29 protein-coding genes and 1 pseudogene are annotated in these 22,023 nt (G+C 30.1%); 2 read left to right on the plus strand and 28 right to left on the minus strand.

The window, feature by feature from the left end:
* Window positions 1-59: 59 nt before the first annotated feature.
* The 21 genes and pseudogenes from T514_RS0116345 to T514_RS0116450 all read right to left on the minus strand — a co-directional run bounded on the left by T514_RS0116345 (window position 60) and on the right by T514_RS0116450 (window position 14,602).
* On the minus strand, window positions 60-653 hold the full coding sequence (locus tag T514_RS0116345) for a uracil-DNA glycosylase family protein (RefSeq protein WP_027625743.1): 594 nt from the start codon (window positions 651-653) through the stop codon (window positions 60-62).
* A gap of 4 nt (window positions 654-657) precedes the next feature.
* Window positions 658-1,569, minus strand: a complete 912-nt coding sequence (locus tag T514_RS0116350; RefSeq protein ID WP_027625744.1) for a helix-turn-helix transcriptional regulator — start codon at window positions 1,567-1,569, stop codon at window positions 658-660.
* Between the two features lie 192 nt (window positions 1,570-1,761).
* A pseudogene (locus T514_RS24810) lies at window positions 1,762-2,708 on the minus strand (RNA-guided endonuclease InsQ/TnpB family protein).
* A gap of 865 nt (window positions 2,709-3,573) precedes the next feature.
* Window positions 3,574-4,281 (minus strand): hypothetical protein, encoded by a 708-nt coding sequence (locus T514_RS0116360; protein WP_027625745.1) that lies wholly within the window; start codon window positions 4,279-4,281, stop codon window positions 3,574-3,576.
* Window positions 4,282-4,291: 10 nt separating this feature from the next.
* Entirely contained in the window at window positions 4,292-4,684 is a 393-nt protein-coding gene (locus T514_RS0116365; protein WP_027625746.1) for a hypothetical protein, read from the minus strand.
* Window positions 4,677-5,543 (minus strand): ParA family protein, encoded by an 867-nt coding sequence (locus T514_RS0116370; RefSeq protein WP_027625747.1) that lies wholly within the window; start codon window positions 5,541-5,543, stop codon window positions 4,677-4,679. Before T514_RS0116370 ends, T514_RS0116365 begins: the two co-directional genes overlap by 8 nt.
* A 354-nt stretch (window positions 5,544-5,897) precedes the next feature.
* Window positions 5,898-6,287 carry a sigma factor-like helix-turn-helix DNA-binding protein gene (locus T514_RS0116375; protein ID WP_027625748.1) on the minus strand — a complete coding sequence of 130 codons (390 nt, stop codon included), beginning with the start codon at window positions 6,285-6,287 and terminating at the stop codon, window positions 5,898-5,900.
* 14 nt (window positions 6,288-6,301) lie between these two features.
* Window positions 6,302-7,012 (minus strand): sigma-70 family RNA polymerase sigma factor, encoded by a 711-nt coding sequence (locus tag T514_RS0116380; protein ID WP_027625749.1) that lies wholly within the window; start codon window positions 7,010-7,012, stop codon window positions 6,302-6,304.
* 221 nt (window positions 7,013-7,233) lie between these two features.
* Entirely contained in the window at window positions 7,234-8,130 is an 897-nt protein-coding gene (locus T514_RS0116385; protein WP_027625750.1) for a hypothetical protein, read from the minus strand.
* A 13-nt stretch (window positions 8,131-8,143) separates the two neighbouring features.
* Window positions 8,144-8,344 (minus strand): 14-3-3 family protein, encoded by a 201-nt coding sequence (locus T514_RS0116390; protein WP_027625751.1) that lies wholly within the window; start codon window positions 8,342-8,344, stop codon window positions 8,144-8,146.
* A 97-nt stretch (window positions 8,345-8,441) separates the two neighbouring features.
* Complete coding sequence (locus tag T514_RS0116395; protein WP_027625752.1) at window positions 8,442-9,107, minus strand: hypothetical protein; 666 nt, start codon at window positions 9,105-9,107, stop codon at window positions 8,442-8,444.
* Between the two features lie 296 nt (window positions 9,108-9,403).
* Window positions 9,404-9,565: a hypothetical protein gene (locus T514_RS26730; RefSeq protein ID WP_156939971.1), complete on the minus strand. Its 162-nt coding sequence runs from the start codon at window positions 9,563-9,565 to the stop codon at window positions 9,404-9,406.
* A 62-nt stretch (window positions 9,566-9,627) separates the two neighbouring features.
* Complete coding sequence (locus tag T514_RS0116405; protein ID WP_027625753.1) at window positions 9,628-10,491, minus strand: hypothetical protein; 864 nt, start codon at window positions 10,489-10,491, stop codon at window positions 9,628-9,630.
* A gap of 168 nt (window positions 10,492-10,659) precedes the next feature.
* Window positions 10,660-10,806: a hypothetical protein gene (locus T514_RS27005; RefSeq protein WP_034869431.1), complete on the minus strand. Its 147-nt coding sequence runs from the start codon at window positions 10,804-10,806 to the stop codon at window positions 10,660-10,662.
* Between the two features lie 126 nt (window positions 10,807-10,932).
* Entirely contained in the window at window positions 10,933-11,343 is a 411-nt protein-coding gene (locus T514_RS0116420; RefSeq protein WP_027625754.1) for a hypothetical protein, read from the minus strand.
* On the minus strand, window positions 11,321-11,473 hold the full coding sequence (locus T514_RS26735) for a hypothetical protein (protein ID WP_156939973.1): 153 nt from the start codon (window positions 11,471-11,473) through the stop codon (window positions 11,321-11,323). The genes T514_RS0116420 and T514_RS26735 overlap by 23 nt, the downstream gene beginning before the upstream one ends.
* A 13-nt stretch (window positions 11,474-11,486) precedes the next feature.
* Complete coding sequence (locus tag T514_RS0116430) at window positions 11,487-12,869, minus strand: replicative DNA helicase (RefSeq protein WP_084284653.1); 1,383 nt, start codon at window positions 12,867-12,869, stop codon at window positions 11,487-11,489.
* On the minus strand, window positions 12,835-13,674 hold the full coding sequence (locus T514_RS25845; protein WP_051542092.1) for a helix-turn-helix domain-containing protein: 840 nt from the start codon (window positions 13,672-13,674) through the stop codon (window positions 12,835-12,837). The genes T514_RS0116430 and T514_RS25845 overlap by 35 nt, the downstream gene beginning before the upstream one ends.
* Window positions 13,675-13,751: 77 nt before the next feature.
* On the minus strand, window positions 13,752-13,973 hold the full coding sequence (locus T514_RS0116440) for a helix-turn-helix domain-containing protein (protein WP_034869433.1): 222 nt from the start codon (window positions 13,971-13,973) through the stop codon (window positions 13,752-13,754).
* 26 nt (window positions 13,974-13,999) lie between these two features.
* A complete protein-coding gene (locus T514_RS0116445) occupies window positions 14,000-14,299 on the minus strand; it encodes a hypothetical protein (RefSeq protein ID WP_027625757.1) in 300 nt (99 codons plus the stop codon).
* A 117-nt stretch (window positions 14,300-14,416) separates the two neighbouring features.
* Complete coding sequence (locus T514_RS0116450; protein ID WP_034869435.1) at window positions 14,417-14,602, minus strand: helix-turn-helix transcriptional regulator; 186 nt, start codon at window positions 14,600-14,602, stop codon at window positions 14,417-14,419.
* Between the two features lie 140 nt (window positions 14,603-14,742).
* Here T514_RS0116450 and T514_RS24825 point away from each other — a divergent pair, with 140 nt between their 5' ends.
* On the plus strand, window positions 14,743-15,429 hold the full coding sequence (locus tag T514_RS24825; protein ID WP_034869437.1) for a helix-turn-helix domain-containing protein: 687 nt from the start codon (window positions 14,743-14,745) through the stop codon (window positions 15,427-15,429).
* Window positions 15,430-15,597: 168 nt separating this feature from the next.
* On the plus strand, window positions 15,598-16,740 hold the full coding sequence (locus T514_RS0116460) for a tyrosine-type recombinase/integrase (RefSeq protein ID WP_027625759.1): 1,143 nt from the start codon (window positions 15,598-15,600) through the stop codon (window positions 16,738-16,740).
* Between the two features lie 500 nt (window positions 16,741-17,240).
* Here the strand turns inward: T514_RS0116460 and T514_RS0116465 are convergent, their stop codons facing one another.
* From T514_RS0116465 to T514_RS0116495, 7 genes are all read right to left on the minus strand, one after another.
* Entirely contained in the window at window positions 17,241-17,735 is a 495-nt protein-coding gene (locus tag T514_RS0116465; protein WP_002337568.1) for a P-loop nucleotide/nucleoside kinase family protein, read from the minus strand.
* 44 nt (window positions 17,736-17,779) lie between these two features.
* Entirely contained in the window at window positions 17,780-18,145 is a 366-nt protein-coding gene (locus T514_RS24830; RefSeq protein WP_242855620.1) for a GrpB family protein, read from the minus strand.
* A 128-nt stretch (window positions 18,146-18,273) separates the two neighbouring features.
* On the minus strand, window positions 18,274-18,768 hold the full coding sequence (locus tag T514_RS0116475) for an HD domain-containing protein (protein ID WP_008981870.1): 495 nt from the start codon (window positions 18,766-18,768) through the stop codon (window positions 18,274-18,276).
* 37 nt (window positions 18,769-18,805) lie between these two features.
* The gene (locus tag T514_RS0116480) at window positions 18,806-19,546 is read right to left on the minus strand and encodes a class I SAM-dependent methyltransferase (RefSeq protein WP_027625760.1); all 741 of its coding nucleotides are present in this window, start codon (window positions 19,544-19,546) and stop codon (window positions 18,806-18,808) included.
* Window positions 19,543-20,397 carry a nucleotidyltransferase domain-containing protein gene (locus tag T514_RS0116485; RefSeq protein WP_027625761.1) on the minus strand — a complete coding sequence of 285 codons (855 nt, stop codon included), beginning with the start codon at window positions 20,395-20,397 and terminating at the stop codon, window positions 19,543-19,545. The genes T514_RS0116480 and T514_RS0116485 overlap by 4 nt, the downstream gene beginning before the upstream one ends.
* A gap of 19 nt (window positions 20,398-20,416) precedes the next feature.
* Window positions 20,417-21,634, minus strand: a complete 1,218-nt coding sequence (mef(A), locus tag T514_RS0116490; protein WP_027625762.1) for a macrolide efflux MFS transporter Mef(A) — start codon at window positions 21,632-21,634, stop codon at window positions 20,417-20,419.
* A 174-nt stretch (window positions 21,635-21,808) separates the two neighbouring features.
* A partial coding sequence (locus T514_RS0116495) for an IS200/IS605 family transposase (RefSeq protein WP_027625763.1) occupies window positions 21,809-22,023 on the minus strand: 215 nt, incomplete at its 5' end.

A 22,023-nucleotide genomic window follows, 5' to 3' on the forward strand; every position in this document is an offset into this window, starting at 1 on the left:
TATACAAATTAAAGCCTGACACATACTGTCAAGCTTTACAAAAAAATTATAAAAATTAACTATTTAATTGTACTTACCATTACAGCAATATCTTCGGAAGCCATTTTAAACTTTGATTTTTCAATCAAGATATTACCGCCTGTCATAATATAAGATGGCATAACCCTAATGTTTCCATAATAAACTTCACTATTTCGTAGCTTATATGTTGAAACAGCAGGAACAGCATTTTTCTTTGTTGCTTTCTTCGTTATTATGTTGAACGCCTTTTTTGCCACGTCCCCCATGAGCATAATAACCTTGACGTTTGGAAATAACGCAAGTTCCTTTTCCAAATAAGGCAAACTGCTTTCAATGCTGCTCTTTTCAATCGTATATTCTGATTTAGGTGTTTTAACAGCATTAGTAATATAGATACCCATTTGCAGTATATCTTGTATTGTCGAAACTTGAAATCCTGCTTTTTGAAAGAGTAGAATAGTCGTCTTCAAATAATCTGCGTCGGGCTGTCCATAGAAGTCTTGAGAGGGGTCGGAGGGAACCACCTCATTTATCATAATGGCTTTAACGCTTAATGAGTCAATCTCTAAATCATTTAACTGTAAATTTTCCATAACTCCAACTGCTTTTTCTAATTCTTCTCTAATATTCATTTTGTCATACTCCTTTGTAATGTTCTAATGCAGCTCTATATTTTTCTATTATCTTTTTCCGAATAGACTGCGGACGAACGATTGTTACTTTATCACCAAAAGACATAAGAAAATCATATAGCCAATCGTTTTCGGGTAAAGTAAAATTTACGGTATAACCGTTTTTATGCTTAATGATTGCACTATCATCTAATGTATCATACAGTCTATACCCAACCTCTAAAGGAAAGTTTAATTCCAAATCAATTATAGTCCCTATATCTCGCGGTTGCGGAAAAATTATGTGTTCTTCTTTAGGTCCGTCCTCAAAATATATTTCTGTTAGGGTCAAGTCTTTTATACGGGTAAGCCGGAATAATCTATAATCGTCATGTAAAAGACAAAAGGCATAAAGATACCACGATTTATCCTTATAAGCTAACTTTTGTGGTAGAGCTTCGTGTTTTTGATTAGTGCCGGAAGAATTGAAATACTCAAAGCTGATTTTCCGTCTTTCAAGGATAGCGTGCTTTAATTGATTAAACAGCAAGTTTTCATTTTCAGCTATGCTTCCCCAACGTGAAAAGTCAACATCAATCCAATCCGTAAGTCCTATTTGAAAGATTGCACCAAGTTTTCTCAAAATGTCATCAATTTCGGGGTATTGTACAGCTGAAAGACTTTGTAGGCCTGATAGTATTTCCTGCTTTTCTTTGTCCGAGAAAAAGGATTTATCAAGAACATAACCATCAAGAAACTGTATGCCGCCATTTCTTCCTGTCGTAGTGTAAATTGGAATACCTGCGCTGCTAATCGCGTCAACATCTCGATAGATTGTTCTAACAGATACTTCAAATTTTTCTGCTAATTCGGGGGCGGTAGTACGCCCTTTATCCAATAGGTAATATAAAATTCTGAACAATCTGCTTTCTTGCAACCAATCACCGTTACCAAAACTCTATAAAACTCTCTAAGAAGATTATATAAGTTTATAGTTTTGTTTATTTCCTACTTCATAATGTTCGATTTTGCCAAAGCTACTTTCGTTTGTATAACACTCCATAGGCTTTGTTACCTAATAAGGTAATGGGTTATAACGATTACCCAATTTAGCAAATCTTTTAAGTGATTATACTAAACCATAGTTTGCAAGGTTATATGAAGCATTTTTATCTCTATCACAAATAAAACCACAACTACATTTATAAGTTCTATTTGAAAGTTTTAAATCTTTGTTGATAGTACCACAATGGCTGCAAGTTTTACTTGAAGGATAAAATGTAGGTACTTGAACAAATTTAATACCATACTTTTCACATTTATATTTTATTTGATTAAGAAATATATTAAATCCTTGCTCTGCTATTGCCTTTGATAAGTGTTTATTCTTCATCATATTAGATACTTTTAAATCCTCCATAACTATCCTATATGGTTTGGCTTTCACCATTTTGGAAGTAGTTTGGTGTATATGATTTAATCTAATATTTTTAAGTTTACTATGAAGTTTTTCAATCTTCTTTTCAAGTTTTGCAATGTTCTTAGTTTTTTGGTAACTCTCTCCTTTCTTATTCATAATATATTTTCTTGAACATTGTCTTTGAAGCCTTTTTAACTTTTTACTTAGTTTTTTAACTTTGTTACAGTAGTTAAATCAATGTCATAATCCACCTTACATTTAACTTTACCTATCTTTTCAAGATTAACAAAGTTATCCTTAAAATAAACTTTGTCATATCTGCTGTAAAATCTAGGTTCTGATTTTTTCTTGCTTTTAAATTTAGGAAAGCCACTGCCATTAAAGAAATTATTATATGCTTTATCTAAATCTCTAATGCTCTCTTTAAGCGTTGCATGAGATACTTCATATAACCACTCATAACCTGCGGTGTTCTTTAAAACAGTTAATTGTTTACCTAATTCTGTAATTGATAGTTTTTTATTATTAAGTTTATAACTATCTATTTGCTTGGCTAACGCCCAATTATAAATGAATCTCATACAGCCTATATGCCTATACATTAAAATTATTTGCTCTTGTGTTGGATATAGCCGTATATTTAATGCTTTTATCACCTCACTTTGCTATTTATTATATCATTATGTTCAGTAACTTTTTTGAGGTGATGGTATTAGATAATTTTTAAGTCTATTAAAAAATAGTAGAATTTTATAAATTTCTATAAACTTTTTTTAACTATTAACATAACTCCATAATTCAATTGTACTATAATAACCTTGACAACGGCGTGTCAAGGTTATTATATGATTTATTTCGGTTAAGCTATTAAAGCCACAAAAAAGCAAAGGGAATAGGGAAAGCCAACAACGACACACCGAGGGAATAATGTCCCCGGTTTCTCATACATACAGCCGTTTGGAACGCCACAGATTGCGGCGTTTTTTCTTTTTCTGCGGGTAGTTTGACAAACTCGCTTTTTAGCGTGGAAGTATCCGAAAAGAAGAATAGCAAGCATAGGAAAGGAGTACCCTTTCTGTATTTTAAGCCGTGTAGTCAATTATGAGTTAGGCATAAACTTTCTACAACTGTAGATACCTATCCCCATGTAACAAAAAAAGAAAGAAGATAGCCTCAATATTTTTGGGAGTATTTTAAACAAAAATGCCGACGCTTTATAATTGCGTCGGCAAACGGGTGGCAAATGCCTATTTTTTCTACAACTCTAAACTCTGAAGCCCTTGAGTTTCCTTGGTTAAACTCACTACAGTCTCCACATGAGGCGTTTATACCATAAATCAATTGTTTCTAAGCATGTCCAATTATATTAACTCAATAAAGCTCTTTATTTTCAAGGGTTGGTGGATGCTTAATTATTAAAGTTAAGTACATTAAATTATTATAGATTATATTATAGCTCTAGTCATTGGTAGCAAATTAGTAGTATACTACCAAAAGTAATTTTAATATAACCAATTTAATTTATTTTTCTTGATATAAATGCTTTTTTACTTTTTCAAATCGCTTGGTAGTTAATGTATTTCTTAATCTAATCATATCACTAACTGAAAGTGTTTTTTCACTAATTCTAAATATATTGCTTATAAGTGTTTCATAAACATTTAAAATATTTAACAAATTATTATTTAGCCCTAATAAATCTAATTGATTAGATTGAATAATGCTCTCCATATATTCTAATTGTGTCTTATTGTTACAATTTTTGTCATGAATTGAATTAGAAAATTTCCCATAATAACTTACAAGGTTATTAATTTTATCTTTATTAATAAAAAGTTCTGTTTCTAATTTATTTAAACGTTCTTTAATATCTCTAAACTTACATACTGTTATACTTTTCAAATCATCATCAGTATAAATGGAATAGAGAAATTTTAATAAATTTTCTATAGTAGCTCTCATACAAAAATTTATTCCATTAGGCTCACTTATTGGTATATATAACAACAAATTATTAAATTGGATTCTATACCTTTGTAAGAATTCTAAATGGCAAGCAATGTTCTGCTCTTGATTTTCACTAGTAATATATTTTTCATAAATTTCTGTAATTATATTATTTTCACAAATTCTAAAATATAACAATTCTGCATTTGGATTATTTATAACACCTGAGTAAGGAAAATATTTTTTTATAAAATTCTTATATTCACTTGTTTTTTTATACATCTAACCTCATCTATCCTTTATTTCTCGAATATTTGTTAAGAATACCATTCATATAGTTTTCTTTAGCTTGTTTTTTATCTTTTGGCATTACTTCAAATTCTTTAGTATTTAATAAATACAAATCCTTTAAAACTTTTTTATACATTTGGAGTGTATCTAAATCAGCTTTTTCAATTTTTCTCAATGTATTTGCCATAATAATTGTGCGATTTTTCATAACATATTCCTTGAAGCTTATATTAAAAGATTTTAAAAAAACACTAATTTCTTTATTATTTTTAAATTCTTCTTTAGATAATATTATTGTTGCTAAAATAGAATATAGCTCATATCTTAATAAATCCTCATTGTTGATATCCTGTATCTTTTTTATACGAACTTTTACAACACTGTTATCATCCATTTAGATTAGCCATCCTTTCTTCAAACTCTTGGCAAATTTCAGCTAGTTTTTCATATAATCCTGCATCATCTCTATCCATTATAAATGTTGATAGTTTTCCTGTAGATATTTTATCAGCCCTAGGAAAATCATTTCTGAAAAAATATACATTTTTATCTTTAAAAGCTTCCTTTATTTGTTCTATATTTCGCAAAACCCCCTTACTTGGAGTTTTAGGTATCATTGTAAATATTGTACCTAAATTATTAATAGGTCTATTGCTAAAATTTGCCCTATATAAGCTTCTTAATTCAGTAACTACCCTCTCTAATAAATCCAAACCTAAAAGGGAATAAGCATCTGATTTTAAAGGTACTAAATAATAATTTGAACTTAATAATGCAGAAACTGTATAAAAAGAATATGTTGGTGGACAATCTATAAAAATATAATCATATTTCTCTTGTAATTTAAACTGATCAATAAAATTAAATAATTTTTGCTCTGAAGCTCCAGTTCCGGTTTCTCTCTCCATAAAAACAGTATTCAAATCTCCAGGAACTATATGTAATTTATTACTCAATTCATAAATTACATCTTCCAATTTTATTTCTCTTAATCCTCCTTTAGATTTTGAAAAAACATTTTCAATTGATGGCAAATTAGTTTCACATGTTATAAGCTCTCCCTCGTCTATTTGTAAAACATTATATCTTTCAAAAAATGATTGTGTGCAATTTGATTGCGGATCAATATCTATAACCAGTATGTCCCTATCTTTAACTTCTGATAAAAATAGAGCCATTTCTTTACACAATGTTGTTTTGCACACCCCACCTTTCATGTTTAAAAACGAAATTACATTTGGACTATCTTTCATGTCTATACCCCCATTATATTCATGTATATAGAAATTCATTCTTATCATTATTATGCATTTTATTTCATCATATAGTTATATTTCTTATTTTTAAATCACCACTATATAATGTTAAATTTCTACACTTTTTGTAATTTTCCTTCTTAAAAAATAAAAAACACTCACATTATTGGATATTCTATATATTTCACTCCAATACCTATCTTTATGCTGAAATAGTATTCTTCCAATAAATTGTAAATTATTTTTATTATAGTTTTGTTTATGCATTCTAGCTATTATTATATAACATGCTTTAAAAATATCTATAATTTTAACTGTTACATTATATAAAATAAAAAGAACTAGCTCTCACTAGTCTCCTAATTCACATAATAATATTTCAGCAGCAAACACCATTTGCCCAGTTCTATATAAAATATTATTGACCTTACTCTTCTTACAAAAGCTCTGACTATACCCCATTACACTTCCTATCTTTGAGCATGACATATTTTCAAAATATCTATAACATATAATCTTCTGCTCCTGTTCACTTAGTACATCCATTGCATTTTTTAGTTTTTCTATTTTTATTTCCAGTAATCTTCTCCTTCTACTTAATATCTTAACCTCTTCTGTAGGTTCTTTTGTTTTTTCATTACACCTTATAATTTCTTCATCTAGCTTACTTATTTCCTTTTTTACTTTTGGAATATTTTTAATATAATTTTCAGTTTTAATAATTAATTCATCTCTAGTCATTATATTTCACTCCCTCATATGGATAAATATCTATCAGCAAAATTAATTTTATCAATAACTTTATCTATGCTATACTTTGCCTCTTCAATTTTTCTAGTATATATCTCTTTAGCCTTTATTGCTCCCCATGGACTTCTTCTTATCTTTCTTAGAGCTGTATTTTCAGTATATCTCACCTTTTCTAATGTAGTTCCAAACACTTGCCCAACTTCATATAATGTCATTGATTTATTGCCATTCCACCCATACCTAAGTTTTAATATTTCTCTTTCTTTTAAAGTGTTATGCTCCATTATTACTTCCTCGAGTTCTTTTCTAAGCTGTTGATTATATATTCGCTCTTCCACGTTCTCAAAGCTATAATCAGCACTTTTTAGAGTGTCCATAATCTCCGCATCTTCATCCTTTCCTATCGGAGTATTAAGGCTTGTTTCCTCATTAGTGTTCTTTTGAGTTATATATCTGTTTATTTTCGAATATATCCAATGTACTGCATAAGTAGTAAATTTAGCTTTCTTAGGATTATTAAAATCATATTTTTCAGCTGCTATCATTAAACCTATAAATCCTTCCTGCTCTAAGTCCTCTTTATCTATGCTATTAGTATCTTCTACATAGAACTTATTAGCTAACTTATATACAATACCTGTATTTTGCTCTATGAGCTTACTTAAGGCTTGTTTATCTCCATGTTGATATAATTGCACCAGTTCCTCATTAGTCATGCTATATCACCTTATTTCATTTGAAATCTTCTAAGTTTTAATATATAAATCTCAATTTTTTATTTAGGGAATTTTTTGTGAGGAAATCTACCCCCTCGGTCTTTCTCCTTAGCCCCAAATTCTCTAAGGGAGGGGGGATATATTAATTACTCCGCCCCTTATCTCTGCTCCTTTATATTTATGCATATAACCTTTACTACACCTATTGTTAGTAACTATTATTATTTATTACTTACACTAACTATCCTAAAAGCGGACTGCAGTTTTATTTGTATATCCCTAAATACAGTAAGTGTAAAATACCATAAACCATCTACAGGAAATTTCTTATAATTGTAAAGAATATCACCATCATAGTTTATATGAATAAAAGATAAATCTCCTACTACAGGGTTACTACATTCCTCTTCAATTATTATCTCTTGCTTAAATGGAATACTACTTATTCCCTTAGCTGCTAACACTTCAACAAGTTTAATGTAATCATTATTACTCATTACTATCTTTGCATTTCTTCTTATTGCTTTTGGTAAGTCCTGTATAGCATTCTTAAGTGCTTCGTATATATCGATTCCATTTATCTTTTTGACACCACTTTTATATAAGCTCATGTGCTCATATATTCCTGTTGCCTCCAAGTCGAATAACTTTCTTATTTCAATTTCTTCATTTACGGATCTTAAACCACTCTCTACAGCATTTACAAATGCTGTATCTGTACCATGATACACTGTATCTGATACAGTTGTGGAAATAAGGTCTCTATCTCTTCCAAAGTCTATACAGTTTCCTTTAGCCTCAACTTCCTTCTTAATATCTCCTTCATCTAATGTATATTCTCCATTAATCATAAAACTTAATATCGGTACTTCCAGTCCATGGATACTACTTATTGTTATATAGTTCTTCAATGAATTTTTGCTTAATGGTTCTATTAATATTTCTTTCTCCATGGTCTTTGGTATTAACCTTTTTAAGCTATCTGTATCAGAATTTAAAATTTCCGCAGTTCTCCATGAGAAATCATTATTCTTGTTTAATATATTTCTATAGAAATCAGCTTTTGCTCTTATTAATTGTTCATTTGGAAATTTTATTTCTTCATTAATAAAATCCATATATTTAATCCTCCTATTTTTTATTTAGTATTTTTTCAGCTTCATACTTATTGCTTAAATACTGAAATTTTATTTTGAAATCATTCTTTATTCTGTTTAAAGTATTTACCATACTCTCATCATTTTCTTTTTTACATTCCTCTATATCATCAATTACATTTAAAATTCCATAACATATATCTTTTAATTCTTTCTTTGTTTTTTCTATAGACATAGTTTTCCTCCTTAATCGTTATTTTCACATTTAATAATTCTATCAAGCGTAATAAAATTATTATAGAGTTTGCCATTCATGCAGATTAAAACTAATTTCAAACACCTTTATGGTTGTTAAATTTATGTGTTATTATATTTTTATATATACGTTTTAATATTTCGTCATTTTCAATATTGTCATTAATTATAGCTAATAGGTTAGGCGATATTTTACCAAAATATAATACTTCATAAATACTGGGGCTATCTGGCTTTGGATATTTATCAGGGTTATTGTAATATTCTTGAAAAGGAATAAGCCCCCTCCAAAATTTTTCAACATTTCTTTTTGTTTTGCGGATTGAGTTCCTATTTATACCCTGTGTTGCCATTTGAAAAACATTTTCAAAAATATTCATATAAATATTATTCCTTTTTGGATCATTAACAAATAGTCTGCTTTGATCTAACTCCTCAGAATTGACTATAAACCCGAATGCATCTGCATTAAAATATGGTATATCTAAATCAGTATTAAGAAATTTCTTACATTCTTCATATATAGTCATATAAATACATTTATTCACTTCCATCCAATATGGAAGGTCCAACGGCTTATACTTATCAATTAATATATCTGCATCTCCAGACTTTACATCATTTAAACATTTTATTTTTCTCCAATCCTCATTATGTTTGTTGAGTCTTTCATAATATGTTAAACCTTCCTTTAGAATTTTATCTCTATTCATGTAACTTGTTACATGAAATAATTTTGCCATTTTAAAACCTCCTAACTACTTAAGAACCATACTTAAAATTATCTATCCTGTAATTATCACTACTTCCTAAAATAAAAAAGCACGAGAACAACCACGCCAATAATATTGACTTAGTTAATTTCCCGTGCCTTATTTCTAAGACTTACACCTTATAGTGCGGTACTTAAATATTTATTTTTATATTTATTATATCACACATCCATGGTATAATACAGTATTTCCAATGGTTTATAAGCATTTACAATTTACTATTGCAAATAGAAATAAATATAATCATTGTGAAGTATTTAAGAATGCTATTCAGCCTTTATTGTCTCTTGTGGTGAATCTTTAAATGGCATTGTGAAAATTCCTATGTTTAATTTTGTTTTTGCCATTTCTTCTTTCAATTGCTCCATGGTATAAATTCCATAACGCTCATTAAGAATTTTCCAAACTCTTTTCATTTCTTCACTCATTTGTTCTCACTTCCTTTCTTTTATAAAATTTTCTATATTCTATATCGTTATACCTTAATTTATTATATATTCATACTCTGCAGCTTGTACTTATTTCTCTTATCTCTTATCGTTTCACAATACAACATTACATGTTTTGTTTCAAATACATTCCTATTTACTTTACTTAATACTAAATCATTTAGTTTATCAATATCTGCATTAGCTCCAATTGTAAATATATTTGCTTTACTCATACAACCTTTAATTATAGCTGTATTTGTTACTTCCCCTTTTAATCCTGTTGTATCTCCTGCTGAAAATGTAAAATTATTAATATAAACTTTATTTTCATCCTGTAATATAATTGTTTCTAAATATCTAAATTTTTTCTCATACTCACAAGTTAAATGTATTAAATAAATTTCTAATGATTCAAAGCTAACATATTCCTTTACTTTTTTATATATATCAGTATGTTTAAATCCTTTCATTGCAGCGTGTCCACTTGGTATATTTAAGAATACCAATATAGATAAAAATACAGGACTACCATCTCTATGAAATCCATATTCATCACCAAGCCACTCATATTTTTCATATACGTATGCGTGAATCAGTTCATGTGCTATAGTATTGTTTAACCTTCTTTTGCAATATCTTTTTTCAATCCCAAGACCATATAATCCATTCTTATATTCATCATATACCCAATTATTTATATTAATTTTATGATGAATTTTTAATTCATTGTCTTTATCTTTTATAGTTTCATAAGTGCCTAATATTGTGTCATCTAACTTCTTCAATCCAATGTTAACATCTCTCCATAATAGCTTTATATGCTTTCTTGGAAACATCTTTTTTTTAAGTTCTTTTTGAACTTTTAATAATAATTTATTTAAATCCTCTTGAATTTCAGCTTCTCCATAATTTTTTAAACTCATATAATCCCTTCCTATTAGGCTTTATATTCTTAGATTTACACTCCCTTATATATTCAAGCAATATATAAATACTCATAATATCACCTTTATACTTGATTTTTTGTCTTCCAGAAGGTAAACTAAACTTGCGAGGGTTTAGTTTGTTCCTTCCGGAATGGACTTTATTTTTTATCTTAGGTCTATATGGATTCTTCTATATTGACCTTCGTTTTTATATTCCTTACTAACTTTAAGCACCTCAAAGCTTGTCTTAAGTTCTTGCAATAATCTTTCTTTTTCATTTTCCGTTGAATATACAGCTTTTATCTTAATCATTTATACCCTCCTTTGTTAATTCTATTAAAACCCATTCCAATACCATTAATAATTCTGAACTTGATATTTTTTCTGTTTCTTTAAGTAATTTATCCTTTAGATTACTTTCCATCTATAAGCCTCCCTTTACATAAATGCTAATTCTAATCCAACTTTACTTAAATAATTGAGTTCAGTTGCTCCTAAAATTAACCCTTCTTTAAACATTGCCTTTCCTTCAAATCCTGCAATAATATTATCCGTGTTTTCAAGTTTATCTAACATCTCATGAAACTCCTCTGGTAAAACTTCATATAACTTTTTTAATATATCCTCTCTTATGTTTCCATATTCCTTATACTCTTTTGCTAATTTAGGATTTTTATTTAATACACTAATAAAATTATCTGATGAATTATAATACTCTCTTTCTATAGCATTATTTACTAAGTATTTTACCAACTCTTTATTATCCATTGTTTTACACCTCTCAACGTTATTTAACAACTTACCTAGTTTCTTTAAAAACTCTTCCTCAGACTCTAATATTTTTTTCATAGCTTGTCTCCCTATTGCTTAGTTTTATTTTTCCTTCTAGTATTTGGCCTATAGTAATTTTTAATGGCTTAGGAGCATTTTTATATTTATCTCCTACTCTTCTTATAACTACCTTTAAATCTTCTTTCATATAATCCCTCATTCTATAAACTAAATAGTGATTTTTCAGTAATTATTTGATATTTAGTATTGTAATATAGTTCTATTATGCCAGCTTCTCCATCACGATTTTTAGCTATTAATATTTCAAGTATTCCTGGTTTCCTACTCTCCCTATTTTCTCTTTCAGCATAATAATCATCCCTATATAAGAACACTATTTGGTCAGCGTCTTGTTCAATATTTCCACTATCCCTTAAATCAGATAACATAGGCCTTTTATTTTGCCTTTGCTCACAGGCTCTATTTAATTGAGATAATATTACAACACATACGTTTAATTCTTTGGCTATAGACTTTAATTCATTACATATCTGACCTATTTGGTCATTCCTTGAAGCTTTTAAATTATCCGGCTTTATTTTTCCTATATGGTCTATAAATATAATGTCAAGACCATATTTTATTTTTACTTTCTTGGCCTCAGCTCTTATTTCATTAATACTTAAATTAGGTTTTGCATTTATAAATATATTATCTTTATTTACTATTTCAGTAGCTTTCATAATTATGCGTTCAAAATCCTTGTCGCTGTTTAATTTACCTCTTGCTAAATCCTTTGAACTTAATAATACCTTTGGAGCTAATAGCCTAATACCTAACTTTTCCTTACTCATTTCTAACTCAAATAACATGGCTTTATATTCTTTTGGTAGCTTATTTAATATATTAAGTGTAAGAGCTGTTTTACCCATAGATGGTCTAGCAGCTATAACAAATAAATCTTGTCTAACAAATCCATTAGTGGCGTTATCTAGTGGAATATAACCGGTTGTTATGCCCGATATTACCCCACCGTTTTTATAGCCATCTTCTATGGCTGATAACGTTCCTTCCATAAGCTCTGAACTGTTTACTGTTCTTTCCCCTTCTCCTTTTTCATTTATAAACATGAATGAAGTTTCAAGCTTGTCAACAATGCTTCCTACATCTGAACCTTTTTCCATTGCTGCTTCTAGTGCTTGGTAACAACTTTTTATTATTTGTCTTTTATCACTCATGCTTTTAATTAAATTTATATATGTTTTATAGTTTGCAGTGCTTATAGAGTAAGACATAACCTGTGATAAGTAAGTTATTCCGCCAATACTTTTAAGTAGCTCTTCACCCATGCTATTTGATAAGGTTATAACATCTAGTGGTACATTTTTAGTGTAAAGCTCAAGCATTTTATTAAATATAACCTCGTTAGCTTTATCATAGAAGTCAATAGGCTTCAAGCTGCCTATTGCTTCTACCATTATGTCATTTTTATTGAAAATATTTGATAATAAAGCCATTTCAGCTTTTTTGTCATTTGGTAATGGTTGATTTATCATATATTCAACTCCTTCATTTAAATTTTTTATAACCATTCCATCCATCATTAATATTTTGATTATTATTACACTGCTTATTTTTTTTATTTAATCCTGCTTTACAATTTACATAGGTTGTCCCATTATTCAAGAATAGTAATAGCTGCTGTATTCCTGTATCTCTTTGCTTTCTCTTTAAAAAATCAACTAAACGCCATTGATAAGTAAACAATTGTAAATTATAAACCTCTGCATAATTACTAATAGATTGTTTAATATCTTCTATAGTCATTTTTGTATCATCTTCTTTTTTTGACTTTAAAGCGTTATCTATTCCTTTTTTAATATCAGCGGTTAATTTTACAGCTTTTGCTATACCTCTTTCCTCATGCTCTTTATTCCAGTGATTAAATATTTCTAAATATTTATTTTCTGTTTTGTCATTTTCAGAATGACTATATATATTATTAGTATTTGTATTAGTATTTGTATTAGTATTTGTTGTACCCCTTTTATGGGGTAGGTGTCCCCCTTTTTTTGGGGTTGGTGTTACCTCTTTTATGGGGTAACCCTGTTCATGGGGTAACCCTATTGTTGGGGTAGGTGTAATATCACATTTAAACAAATAATATTTACATCCTATTCCTTTTAAGGTTTCTTTTTTTACATATCCTTTATCAATTAGAGATTTTATAATTCTTATTAAAGTATCATCTTTTTTTATTTTGCTCCTTTGCATTAATTGCTTATAGCTTGGATAAGCATACCCCTTTTCTTTATTATAATAACTAATTAATGCTATTAATAATGATTGCTCTTGTATGTTCAATTCCTCATTATCTAAAATTTGATTATCTATGTTTGTATAGCTCATTTACACATCAACCACCTTCTTATTTACACCTCACAGCAGGGACTACATTTATTTTTATAAGGTGGTAACTTAATCCTTTAACAAATATACTTTGATAAATCTTCTCCTAAGTTATCTCTTAAGAACCTTTCTATTTCAAACATTGGAACCTTTAATCTTCCTAACTTTAGAGCTTGAAGTTTACCCTCTCTTATTAGCTTATAAGTAGTATTTGTATTGCTTTTTAATATCTTTGCAGTTTCTTCAACTGTGAATACTAAATCCGGCAATTCTCTTTTTTCTATCGCTGCTTTACTCATTTAATAAACCCTCCCATCCTAAGAATTTAATAGTCATATTCTTTAGCTTTTCTTATCCAATATGACGGATATTTATCGTCTTCCACTTCAATTACATAATCATCATTTGTAACTACTGTAGCTACGTTAATATTACCCATGTAAAGATTAATAAATAAATTATCACTACCATCTTTGGCAATATGTTTCAAAATTTCTATTTTGGAAATTACACCATCTGCAAACATAACGTTATTTAGTGTAACACTAGCTACTGGTGCAACATTATAATTTTCTAATACTTTTGCCTCCATATCATGATATTTCAATAAACGTGTATTTCTCATTAATACCCTACCTCTCATAATATTTTTTAGCCATTGCGGCTCTAGTAGATATAGTCTTTATATTTAGATGTGAATTGTATAATAAAGAAATGCTAATCCATTAAAATTGAAATGTTACTACTCATTAAAAAATAATTCTTGTACTGGTGTTTCAAGTAATTCTGATATTTTTTTCATTAAGCTTAATCTTATGTCATATTCTTCTTTTTCAATTTTTACTAAAGTTGCTCTAGAAACGCCCAATGCCTTTGCAAAATCCTGTTGTTTTATGCCTTTTTCTATCCTTTTAAGTTTTACGTTCATTATTTCACCTCTTTATTTTATACTTTTGTATCGGTTGATTAAATATTACTATACTTTTGTATCTGTGTCAACTTCTTTTTAAACTTTATGTATACTTTTGTATCGTTTTTGTGATAATATATTTTTAGGAGGTATGTTTTATGAATATTGGAGATAAAATCAAAAAATTAAGAAATGATAAAAAATTAACTCAAAAGCAACTAGCTATTGCTGCAGGAATATCTGAAATTTCAATAAGAAAATATGAAAATGGTGAAAGGTTTCCAAAATATGAAACTATACAAAGCATAGCAGACGCTTTAGAAACCTCTGCTGAACATCTAATGAGTATTAATAATTCATTTTCTATTGAACTATTAGCAGCTATACAAAAGGCCTATGGAAATAATTTTTGTGATGGTTTTATAGGAAACATAGACTTTATAGAAACTTTATCAAGTAAATTAAATATTGATGATGAACTGTTGTATGAAGTATATGATGATAAATCTAAAGATTTGCCTATACCTATTCAAAAAGAACTATTAAAATTTCTAAAAAAAATAGATTTAGATTTATATGATAAATTTATAAAAGATTTTAACTTTGATATGCCACATGAAATAAGGCTATTTGTTGAGTCAATTATGATTCACGATTATAAAAATTTAGAGGGCAGTAATTTCATGGCATTTAAAAATTATCTGTTTATTACTTTTGGAGATAAGATTAGTGAATTTATTACTGAAGATAATATAAAAGAACTTCAAGAAGAAACAGAAAAGTTCTTGGAATTTGCATTATTTAAAATAGAAAAAGAGTATTATGGTGAAAATGAAGAAGATTAATGCTCTGTAGCTACTACACTAATATTTAAAGTAGCTACATTTAAGTTTCATAATCGCAAACGCTTACGAATTTAAGCAATTAACCTAAGAAAATAAACTAATATATAAGGGTAGGTAAACATTATTCACTACCCTTATGTAAAAATAAATAAGAAAGGTGGTCTTAAAATGCCAGGAACATATAAACGTGGTGATAACTGGTACTATTATTTCAATACTGGCAAGGTAGACGGCTCATATAAAAAGATTTGTAGAAAAGGAGGTAAGACTAAGGTAGAAGCTGAAAAGGCTCTTAGAAAGGCTCTAGAAGAGTTTGAGAATACAGGCAATACAAAAGCTGCTAGTAGTATTAGTGTTAGTGATTACTTTGATTATTGGTATAAAAACTATGTGCTAGTAAACTGTAAATATAACACTCAAGAAGCCTATAAAACAGTTATAGAAAATCATATAAAGCCATCACTAGGTAATTATAAATTAAACGCTGTAACGCCTGCTATGCTCCAAGAATTTATAAATAAAAAATACCTTAATGGTTTTTCTAGGTCTAGTATAAGTAATTTTTATGGTGTTTTATCCGGATCATTAAAGGCAGCAGTATATCCCTATCAATTTATAAAAGAAAATCCTATGCAATATGTTAAATTACCTAAAGAAGATAAAATTAAAGAAGATAATGAAGATTTAAAAGTTATATCCATTGAGGACTTTAATAAAATAATTGATAGATTTCCTCAAGGTTCTTCTTTCTATATCCCATTACAAATTGCATTTTATACTGGTATGAGAGCAGCTGAGGTATGTGGTCTTACTTGGGAATGTGTCGATCTGGATAATAAAACTCTAAAGGTTGAAAAAATACTTATCGGCAAGGGTAAAGGTATATTTGAATTTGGTACTCCAAAAACTAAAAGCTCTAATAGAACTATAACTATTGGAAATACATTAATTGAAATTTTAAAAAAACATAAAATATATCAAGCTGAAAACAAATTAAAATATGGTCAATATTATAGAGCTACTACAGACAACTTTGTATGCACTAAAGAAAATGGTGAGAATGTAACTACTGATACGTTAAAATATTTAAGTAGAGTAGTAAATTATGAGTTAGGTATTAATTTTAATTTTCACTCATTAAGGCACACTCATGCCACCATGCTTTTAGAAGGTGGAGCTAATATTAAAGATATTCAAAAAAGACTTGGTCATAGTAAATTAGCAACTACTATGGATACTTACTCTCATGTAACTGAAAAGATGAAAAATGATACTGTAGATATATTTGAGAGTTTAGTAGCAAAAAAATAATTTGCTACCAATCCATTTCATTGGTAGCAAATTCGTAGTAAAACTGTAAATTTTATAATTCTAAGTTACTCCAACCCTTGATATTCTTAGACAGTTTACAAACAGTCTCCACATGGCTTGAGAGGACAGAATGAATGTCATTTGAGTATGTTCGTTCTCGGAAACATATCCACTGCGTTTTTAGCACTATCGGTAGACGGGAACATATCCATTCATGATAAAAAATAACGTGTCTAATTGCATAATCATGATTGAGTAGAGTTGTCAAAAGAATAAACATAACGTATTTCAGTAAGTTTTTTTCCTGTAATTTCAATAATGCATTCATCGTCTTCATTGCATCGCCACTTATTCTTCCGGCTGAATCAATACTACCCCCTGCTCTGAGATGACAATAATGATATCACCTGAAGCTGGTATCCCCTTGTTGGAAGTATATCTTTCAAAAAATTTGACAAAACTTATCATCTAGTACAATTTCCATGCCTAAAACCACAATATTAATATCCCTCGACTACTATAACTTCACCTTCTTCATCAGTTGGGGGTTGAAAATGATCATAATAAGTGGAAGCTGTTTGCTCCGTCAATATGATATCATTTTGATGATTTCCGTTTCTTTTTCGAATACGTTCCATAACAACTTCCTTAGGTGTCTTTATATAATAGATTTTGGGTTCTATGTCGTATTTCTTTAATAATGAAATATATTCATTTCTCATTTCTCTAGACCAAAATGAATAATCGAGAACAATATCAATGTTTTGCATGATAAGTGAAATTAGTTTTTCATCAAGATAGGTTTTAATATCTTCTAAAACCTCCTGAGGTAAAGGATGTTCATTCAAACCTCGTTTGAATGATTCTTCATCATAAGATAGTATTGTCATCCCGGTACTTTCAAATTTTTTTGCTAGTGTTGATTTACCTGCTCCCGCAGGGCCGCACATTAAAATAACTTTACTTTTCGACAAATTATCTACTGTATTTTTCATTGATATAACCTCCTATAACAAACCAAGAAAACATGACACTCTCCTTAAGCATTATTACTATTCGCTCTTTTCATGATTTCCTGTACTATTGATGTTTTAGCATTCGCATAGTGCTGGACATGCCTCCATTTATTCTTTGCCAAGCTTCGTTTGACTTGTGCATATTTGTCCCGATCAGTATCATTAGTCCGCAACCAATCACGGAAGCGTAACATTCTATCAATCTCTGATGTGCCCAAACTGAACACATGCAGATTAATATCGGTATCCGGTCCTTTAAACAAACGATGCTCAAACCAGTCAGGTTCTCGAATCTGTAGCACATATCCGGCCGCTTCCAACACTGGAACGTAGGATGACTCATCAGCAGAATCCTTAACAACCAACCGTATTCTTTTGCAACTCATCATCCGTTGTAGGCATGGAGGTATTATTAGATATCATCTTATCGCACTCCTTTGCTGCTTATTATCTAGGGTTAAACTTAACTACTATTTTTTCTTTGCGATATAAAATACATAACTGTAATAATCTACTACTAATCTAAAATAAAGCGATTATAAGCTATCCTTTTTCCTGTGTTTGTTTTAAAGTTTTCATCTATACACTTTTTTATCTTTTCCTGTTCTTTTTCTTTATCCATAACCGTTAAATTTTCAAGCAAATCAGCTTCCCATTGTATTTGAAAATCAAGTCCATCAATTTTAGATGGAGTATGATGGTTGCCTATTATAAAGCATATTCTATCAATATTTTTGTTATAGCCTACCTTTTTTAATATTTCTTTCGCTACTTCTGGTCCTTCCTTTTCTTGATAGACACCATCAATAGAACCGTATTTTTTTTGTGCTTCAACCGCACCAATATCATGTAGTATAGCAATAATACTGATGAATTCTTTTTCTTCCTCTCCGATATTTTCTCCTTTCATTATATCTTCTGCATTTTTCAAAACTTTGAGAGTATGCTCTATGCCAAAAGGAATTTCTTTGAATACTTCTTTCATCTCTATAATAATTTTTTCTTTAAACATAAATTACCTCCATTTATACCTTATAGGTGTTTTAGTTCTATCTATCCACTTTTTTGTTCGCCGATACAATCAGCATCATGGGACGGCGCATTTCATCCTGCATCCCCGGAATATCCATCATGTTTTCCGGCGGCTGCGGCTCCACAATATGATTTATTATAAAACCATTTGAAAGCAGTGTATTTAGATATGTGGTCAGTGTTCTATGATATTTTGTAACCTTTTCTCCCAAAAACACAGCTGTCCGTTTGCCCTCATAATAATAATTATCCACCGGAAAATGCAGTATTTCTCCTTTTTCGTTATAATGCCAGTCTTGTGTTCCATAGGCAGTAAAAACAGGATGTTCAACCGTAAAAACTAGCTTACCACCAGACTTCAGTATTCTATATATCTTTTTTACTAAAATCTCATAATCTGCTACATAGTGAAACGCAAGTGAACTTAATATTACATCAAAACTCTCCTCTGGGAATTCCACATCTTCTATAGCACAGCATTTATATTCAACCTGTGGAAAATGTGTTTTTTCTTTGGCTACCTCGAGCATTTTATGAGAAATATCAACACCTACAACAGAAGACGCTCCGTGTTCCATCGCATAAATACAGTGCCATCCATAGCCGCATCCTAAATCAAGCACACGCTTATCTTTAAAATTCGGCAGCAGCTTTCTCAATGTTTCCCATTCTCCTGCACCGGCTAGTCCCTGCTGTGAGCGACTCATTTGACTGTATTTTTGAAAAAATATATTATCATCATATTTGTTTTCTTTCATCTGAATTCCCCCTCGTTTAAAAAGTTATTTATCTCCGTTGCAATTTTTTTCACTTCTTTATAAAGCTTCTCGGTCATATCGTAGCATTCAAAAAGTGAAAGACCGAGTACTTCAAAAATATGATTTACCCTTTCGGCATATTTTTTAGGTTTATATTCAAAAGTTTCAAGCAGTTTTATAGCTTTCTTTTCGTTAATGCAATAAGCATTATTGCATGCAAATAGTACTTGATTTAAGCATGAAATAATACGAAAAACATGGCCTGCAATATAATATTTATCCTCTGCTCCCGCATTTGCTTTTACAAACATTAAAGAGAACTCTGCTTCAAATAAAAAAAAGTTTATCAAGCTCTTCTTTAGAGCACCAGGGTAAATTTCCGCCTGATTTTTTAATTCGCATAAGCTTTCATTTTTAGCATATTGTATCTTGCTGATAGCCAATTCTCCACGATACATAGCACTTATATAACCATGGGGATGCCCGGTCTGATAATTTGCAGTAACAATTCCTTGCTCCGTATCCTTGATTATTTGTTCCACCCGTTTTATATCACGTAAAATCAAATCAACATGATACCCGTTCATAACTAACCATCCGCCGCCATTGATCCAATCACCCCACGCTCCGGGAGGTACAACAAGGTTGTTTCTATTCTCATCATCCAACTCTGTAGCAATTTGGTTAATCGCTGTCAGGTCAAATGATTCTTGATTGTAATAAATTCCGATATCTATATCAGAATCCTCTGTATGGGTACCTCTTGCACGGGATCCCCCTAATACGATGCCTTCTATATAAGGCAAAGAGGATAATTTTTCTGTCACTGATTGAATAATATTATATATCATACGAACACACTCCTTTATTTTATTTTGCATCTAATTTTCTAATCTCAGTTATCATTGGGCAAACTATTGCAATGCAAATAATTAAAATACCTGATAGTAAAAACCAATGATTTACACCGATTCTATCAGCAAAGAATCCAGAAAGAATTAACCCAATTGGCATAGCAAGAGACATGATACTTCCAGTTAAAGAAAATACACGTCCTAAATATTCAGGCTTAATTTTCTCCTGAAAAAGAGCTGTTTGCACACCGCTGTAAAACGGAACCGAAAGCCCCATTATTGCACAGCAGACTACAAATATGAAAAATCCACTTTGGGGAAGTAATCCTGAAATGGTTAAGCTTATCCCCATCATAAAAATGGATGCCGTTATTAATAAGATTCGCTTTTGGTAATTCCCAAATAACCCTAATAATAGACCCCCTATCAACATACCAGAGGCATAAGCAATCTCCGTAATAGAAATATGCATCGGTGTACCATTAAAATATTCCATAGTGATTAAAGGATATAAAGCATTTATGGGCATATAAACAAACATATATAATGTTCCAACGAGTAATAAAGCAAATAATCCTTTATTTTGCCGTAGTACAGCCATTCCTTCTTTCATTTCTCGTATGAAATTTGGTTTCAAACTTTGCACTTGATCACCCAGCTTAGGAATACGTACAATTGCTACCGTAATAGATGCAATCACAGCACCCAATACATCGATGGCAATAATAGCATTTAGTTCCCAAACGGAGTATAAGAGTGCTGCAACCGCCGGACTAACAATATAGCTTATAGACTGCAAAGACTGACTATAGCCTGCACATTTCGTAAGCTGTTCTTCTGGTACTAAAAGTGGCGTAACCGCATTGAGAGCCGGGGTGTGAAAAGCCGTTCCAATGCTACGGATAAACAATACTACCATAACCATCCAGATAGGTAGCTCCATATACAATGCAACAATAGCAAGCACTGCCCCAGCTGCTGCGATAATTAAATCAGCACCAATCATTATCTTCTTCCTATCATGACGATCCACTAATACACCAATGGCTGGTCCAAAGACCGCATAGGGTAAAAAACCTACTAGTGAAGCCATAGACAAGACCATCGCAGATCCTGTTTTTTCTGTAAGGTAAAAAATAATCGCCATTTGCAGGATGGCACTAGTGATTAATGATACTGCCTGCCCTGCCCATATTGTATAAAACTTAAGTTTCCAATTGTTGTATTTTTCCATTGATATTATCTCCTGCATATTATTTTGCTTGAATTTCTATATTGAATAGCATTCTAGGCAATAAATAAATATCCACCAGCTTAGCTGGTGGTTTTTCTTAAGCCCTATAAGGGCACTTTACCAGCATTGTGCCTTAAGGCACGTATAAAAATCTCGCCAGCCGCAATTTAACTGTTACCTGCCACCCTTAAAAGGGTCAACATATTCTTTAATACTTATTTGGTCAGCGATCATGTCTTCATTTTGTTGATTTTTTATATATTCTTCTATTGCATTCTTATTTTTTCCTACTGTATCCACATAGAAGCCTCTACACCAAAAATGTCTATTTCCATACTTATACTTTAAATTTGCAAATTTCTCAAATATCATTAGGCTACTTTTTCCTT

It is taken from the genome of Clostridium lundense DSM 17049 (assembly GCF_000619945.1).
Lineage (GTDB): Bacteria > Bacillota > Clostridia > Clostridiales > Clostridiaceae > Clostridium_AO > Clostridium_AO lundense.

What these genes read in the sequence shown, in the direction of transcription:
- T514_RS0116345 (WP_027625743.1), bottom strand. Translation starts at nt 653, where the DNA reads ATGAATATTAGAGAAGAATTAGAAAAAGCAGTTGGAGTTATGGAAAAT.
- T514_RS0116360 (WP_027625745.1), bottom strand. Translation starts at nt 4,281, where the DNA reads ATGTATAAAAAAACAAGTGAATATAAGAATTTTATAAAAAAATATTTT.
- T514_RS0116365 (WP_027625746.1), bottom strand. Translation starts at nt 4,684, where the DNA reads ATGGATGATAACAGTGTTGTAAAAGTTCGTATAAAAAAGATACAGGAT.
- T514_RS0116370 (WP_027625747.1), bottom strand. Translation starts at nt 5,543, where the DNA reads ATGAAAGATAGTCCAAATGTAATTTCGTTTTTAAACATGAAAGGTGGG.
- T514_RS0116375 (WP_027625748.1), bottom strand. Translation starts at nt 6,287, where the DNA reads ATGACTAGAGATGAATTAATTATTAAAACTGAAAATTATATTAAAAAT.
- T514_RS0116380 (WP_027625749.1), bottom strand. Translation starts at nt 7,012, where the DNA reads ATGACTAATGAGGAACTGGTGCAATTATATCAACATGGAGATAAACAA.
- T514_RS0116385 (WP_027625750.1), bottom strand. Translation starts at nt 8,130, where the DNA reads ATGGATTTTATTAATGAAGAAATAAAATTTCCAAATGAACAATTAATA.
- T514_RS0116390 (WP_027625751.1), bottom strand. Translation starts at nt 8,344, where the DNA reads ATGTCTATAGAAAAAACAAAGAAAGAATTAAAAGATATATGTTATGGA.
- T514_RS0116395 (WP_027625752.1), bottom strand. Translation starts at nt 9,107, where the DNA reads ATGGCAAAATTATTTCATGTAACAAGTTACATGAATAGAGATAAAATT.
- T514_RS26730 (WP_156939971.1), bottom strand. Translation starts at nt 9,565, where the DNA reads ATGAGTGAAGAAATGAAAAGAGTTTGGAAAATTCTTAATGAGCGTTAT.
- T514_RS0116405 (WP_027625753.1), bottom strand. Translation starts at nt 10,491, where the DNA reads ATGAGTTTAAAAAATTATGGAGAAGCTGAAATTCAAGAGGATTTAAAT.
- T514_RS27005 (WP_034869431.1), bottom strand. Translation starts at nt 10,806, where the DNA reads ATGATTAAGATAAAAGCTGTATATTCAACGGAAAATGAAAAAGAAAGA.
- T514_RS0116420 (WP_027625754.1), bottom strand. Translation starts at nt 11,343, where the DNA reads ATGAAAAAAATATTAGAGTCTGAGGAAGAGTTTTTAAAGAAACTAGGT.
- T514_RS26735 (WP_156939973.1), bottom strand. Translation starts at nt 11,473, where the DNA reads ATGAAAGAAGATTTAAAGGTAGTTATAAGAAGAGTAGGAGATAAATAT.
- T514_RS0116430 (WP_084284653.1), bottom strand. Translation starts at nt 12,869, where the DNA reads ATGATGGATGGAATGGTTATAAAAAATTTAAATGAAGGAGTTGAATAT.
- T514_RS25845 (WP_051542092.1), bottom strand. Translation starts at nt 13,674, where the DNA reads ATGAGCTATACAAACATAGATAATCAAATTTTAGATAATGAGGAATTG.
- T514_RS0116440 (WP_034869433.1), bottom strand. Translation starts at nt 13,973, where the DNA reads ATGAGTAAAGCAGCGATAGAAAAAAGAGAATTGCCGGATTTAGTATTC.
- T514_RS0116445 (WP_027625757.1), bottom strand. Translation starts at nt 14,299, where the DNA reads ATGAGAAATACACGTTTATTGAAATATCATGATATGGAGGCAAAAGTA.
- T514_RS0116450 (WP_034869435.1), bottom strand. Translation starts at nt 14,602, where the DNA reads ATGAACGTAAAACTTAAAAGGATAGAAAAAGGCATAAAACAACAGGAT.
- T514_RS24825 (WP_034869437.1), top strand. Translation starts at nt 14,743, where the DNA reads ATGAATATTGGAGATAAAATCAAAAAATTAAGAAATGATAAAAAATTA.
- T514_RS0116460 (WP_027625759.1), top strand. Translation starts at nt 15,598, where the DNA reads ATGCCAGGAACATATAAACGTGGTGATAACTGGTACTATTATTTCAAT.
- T514_RS0116465 (WP_002337568.1), bottom strand. Translation starts at nt 17,735, where the DNA reads ATGAAAAATACAGTAGATAATTTGTCGAAAAGTAAAGTTATTTTAATG.
- T514_RS24830 (WP_242855620.1), bottom strand. Translation starts at nt 18,145, where the DNA reads ATGATGAGTTGCAAAAGAATACGGTTGGTTGTTAAGGATTCTGCTGAT.
- T514_RS0116475 (WP_008981870.1), bottom strand. Translation starts at nt 18,768, where the DNA reads ATGTTTAAAGAAAAAATTATTATAGAGATGAAAGAAGTATTCAAAGAA.
- T514_RS0116480 (WP_027625760.1), bottom strand. Translation starts at nt 19,546, where the DNA reads ATGAAAGAAAACAAATATGATGATAATATATTTTTTCAAAAATACAGT.
- T514_RS0116485 (WP_027625761.1), bottom strand. Translation starts at nt 20,397, where the DNA reads ATGATATATAATATTATTCAATCAGTGACAGAAAAATTATCCTCTTTG.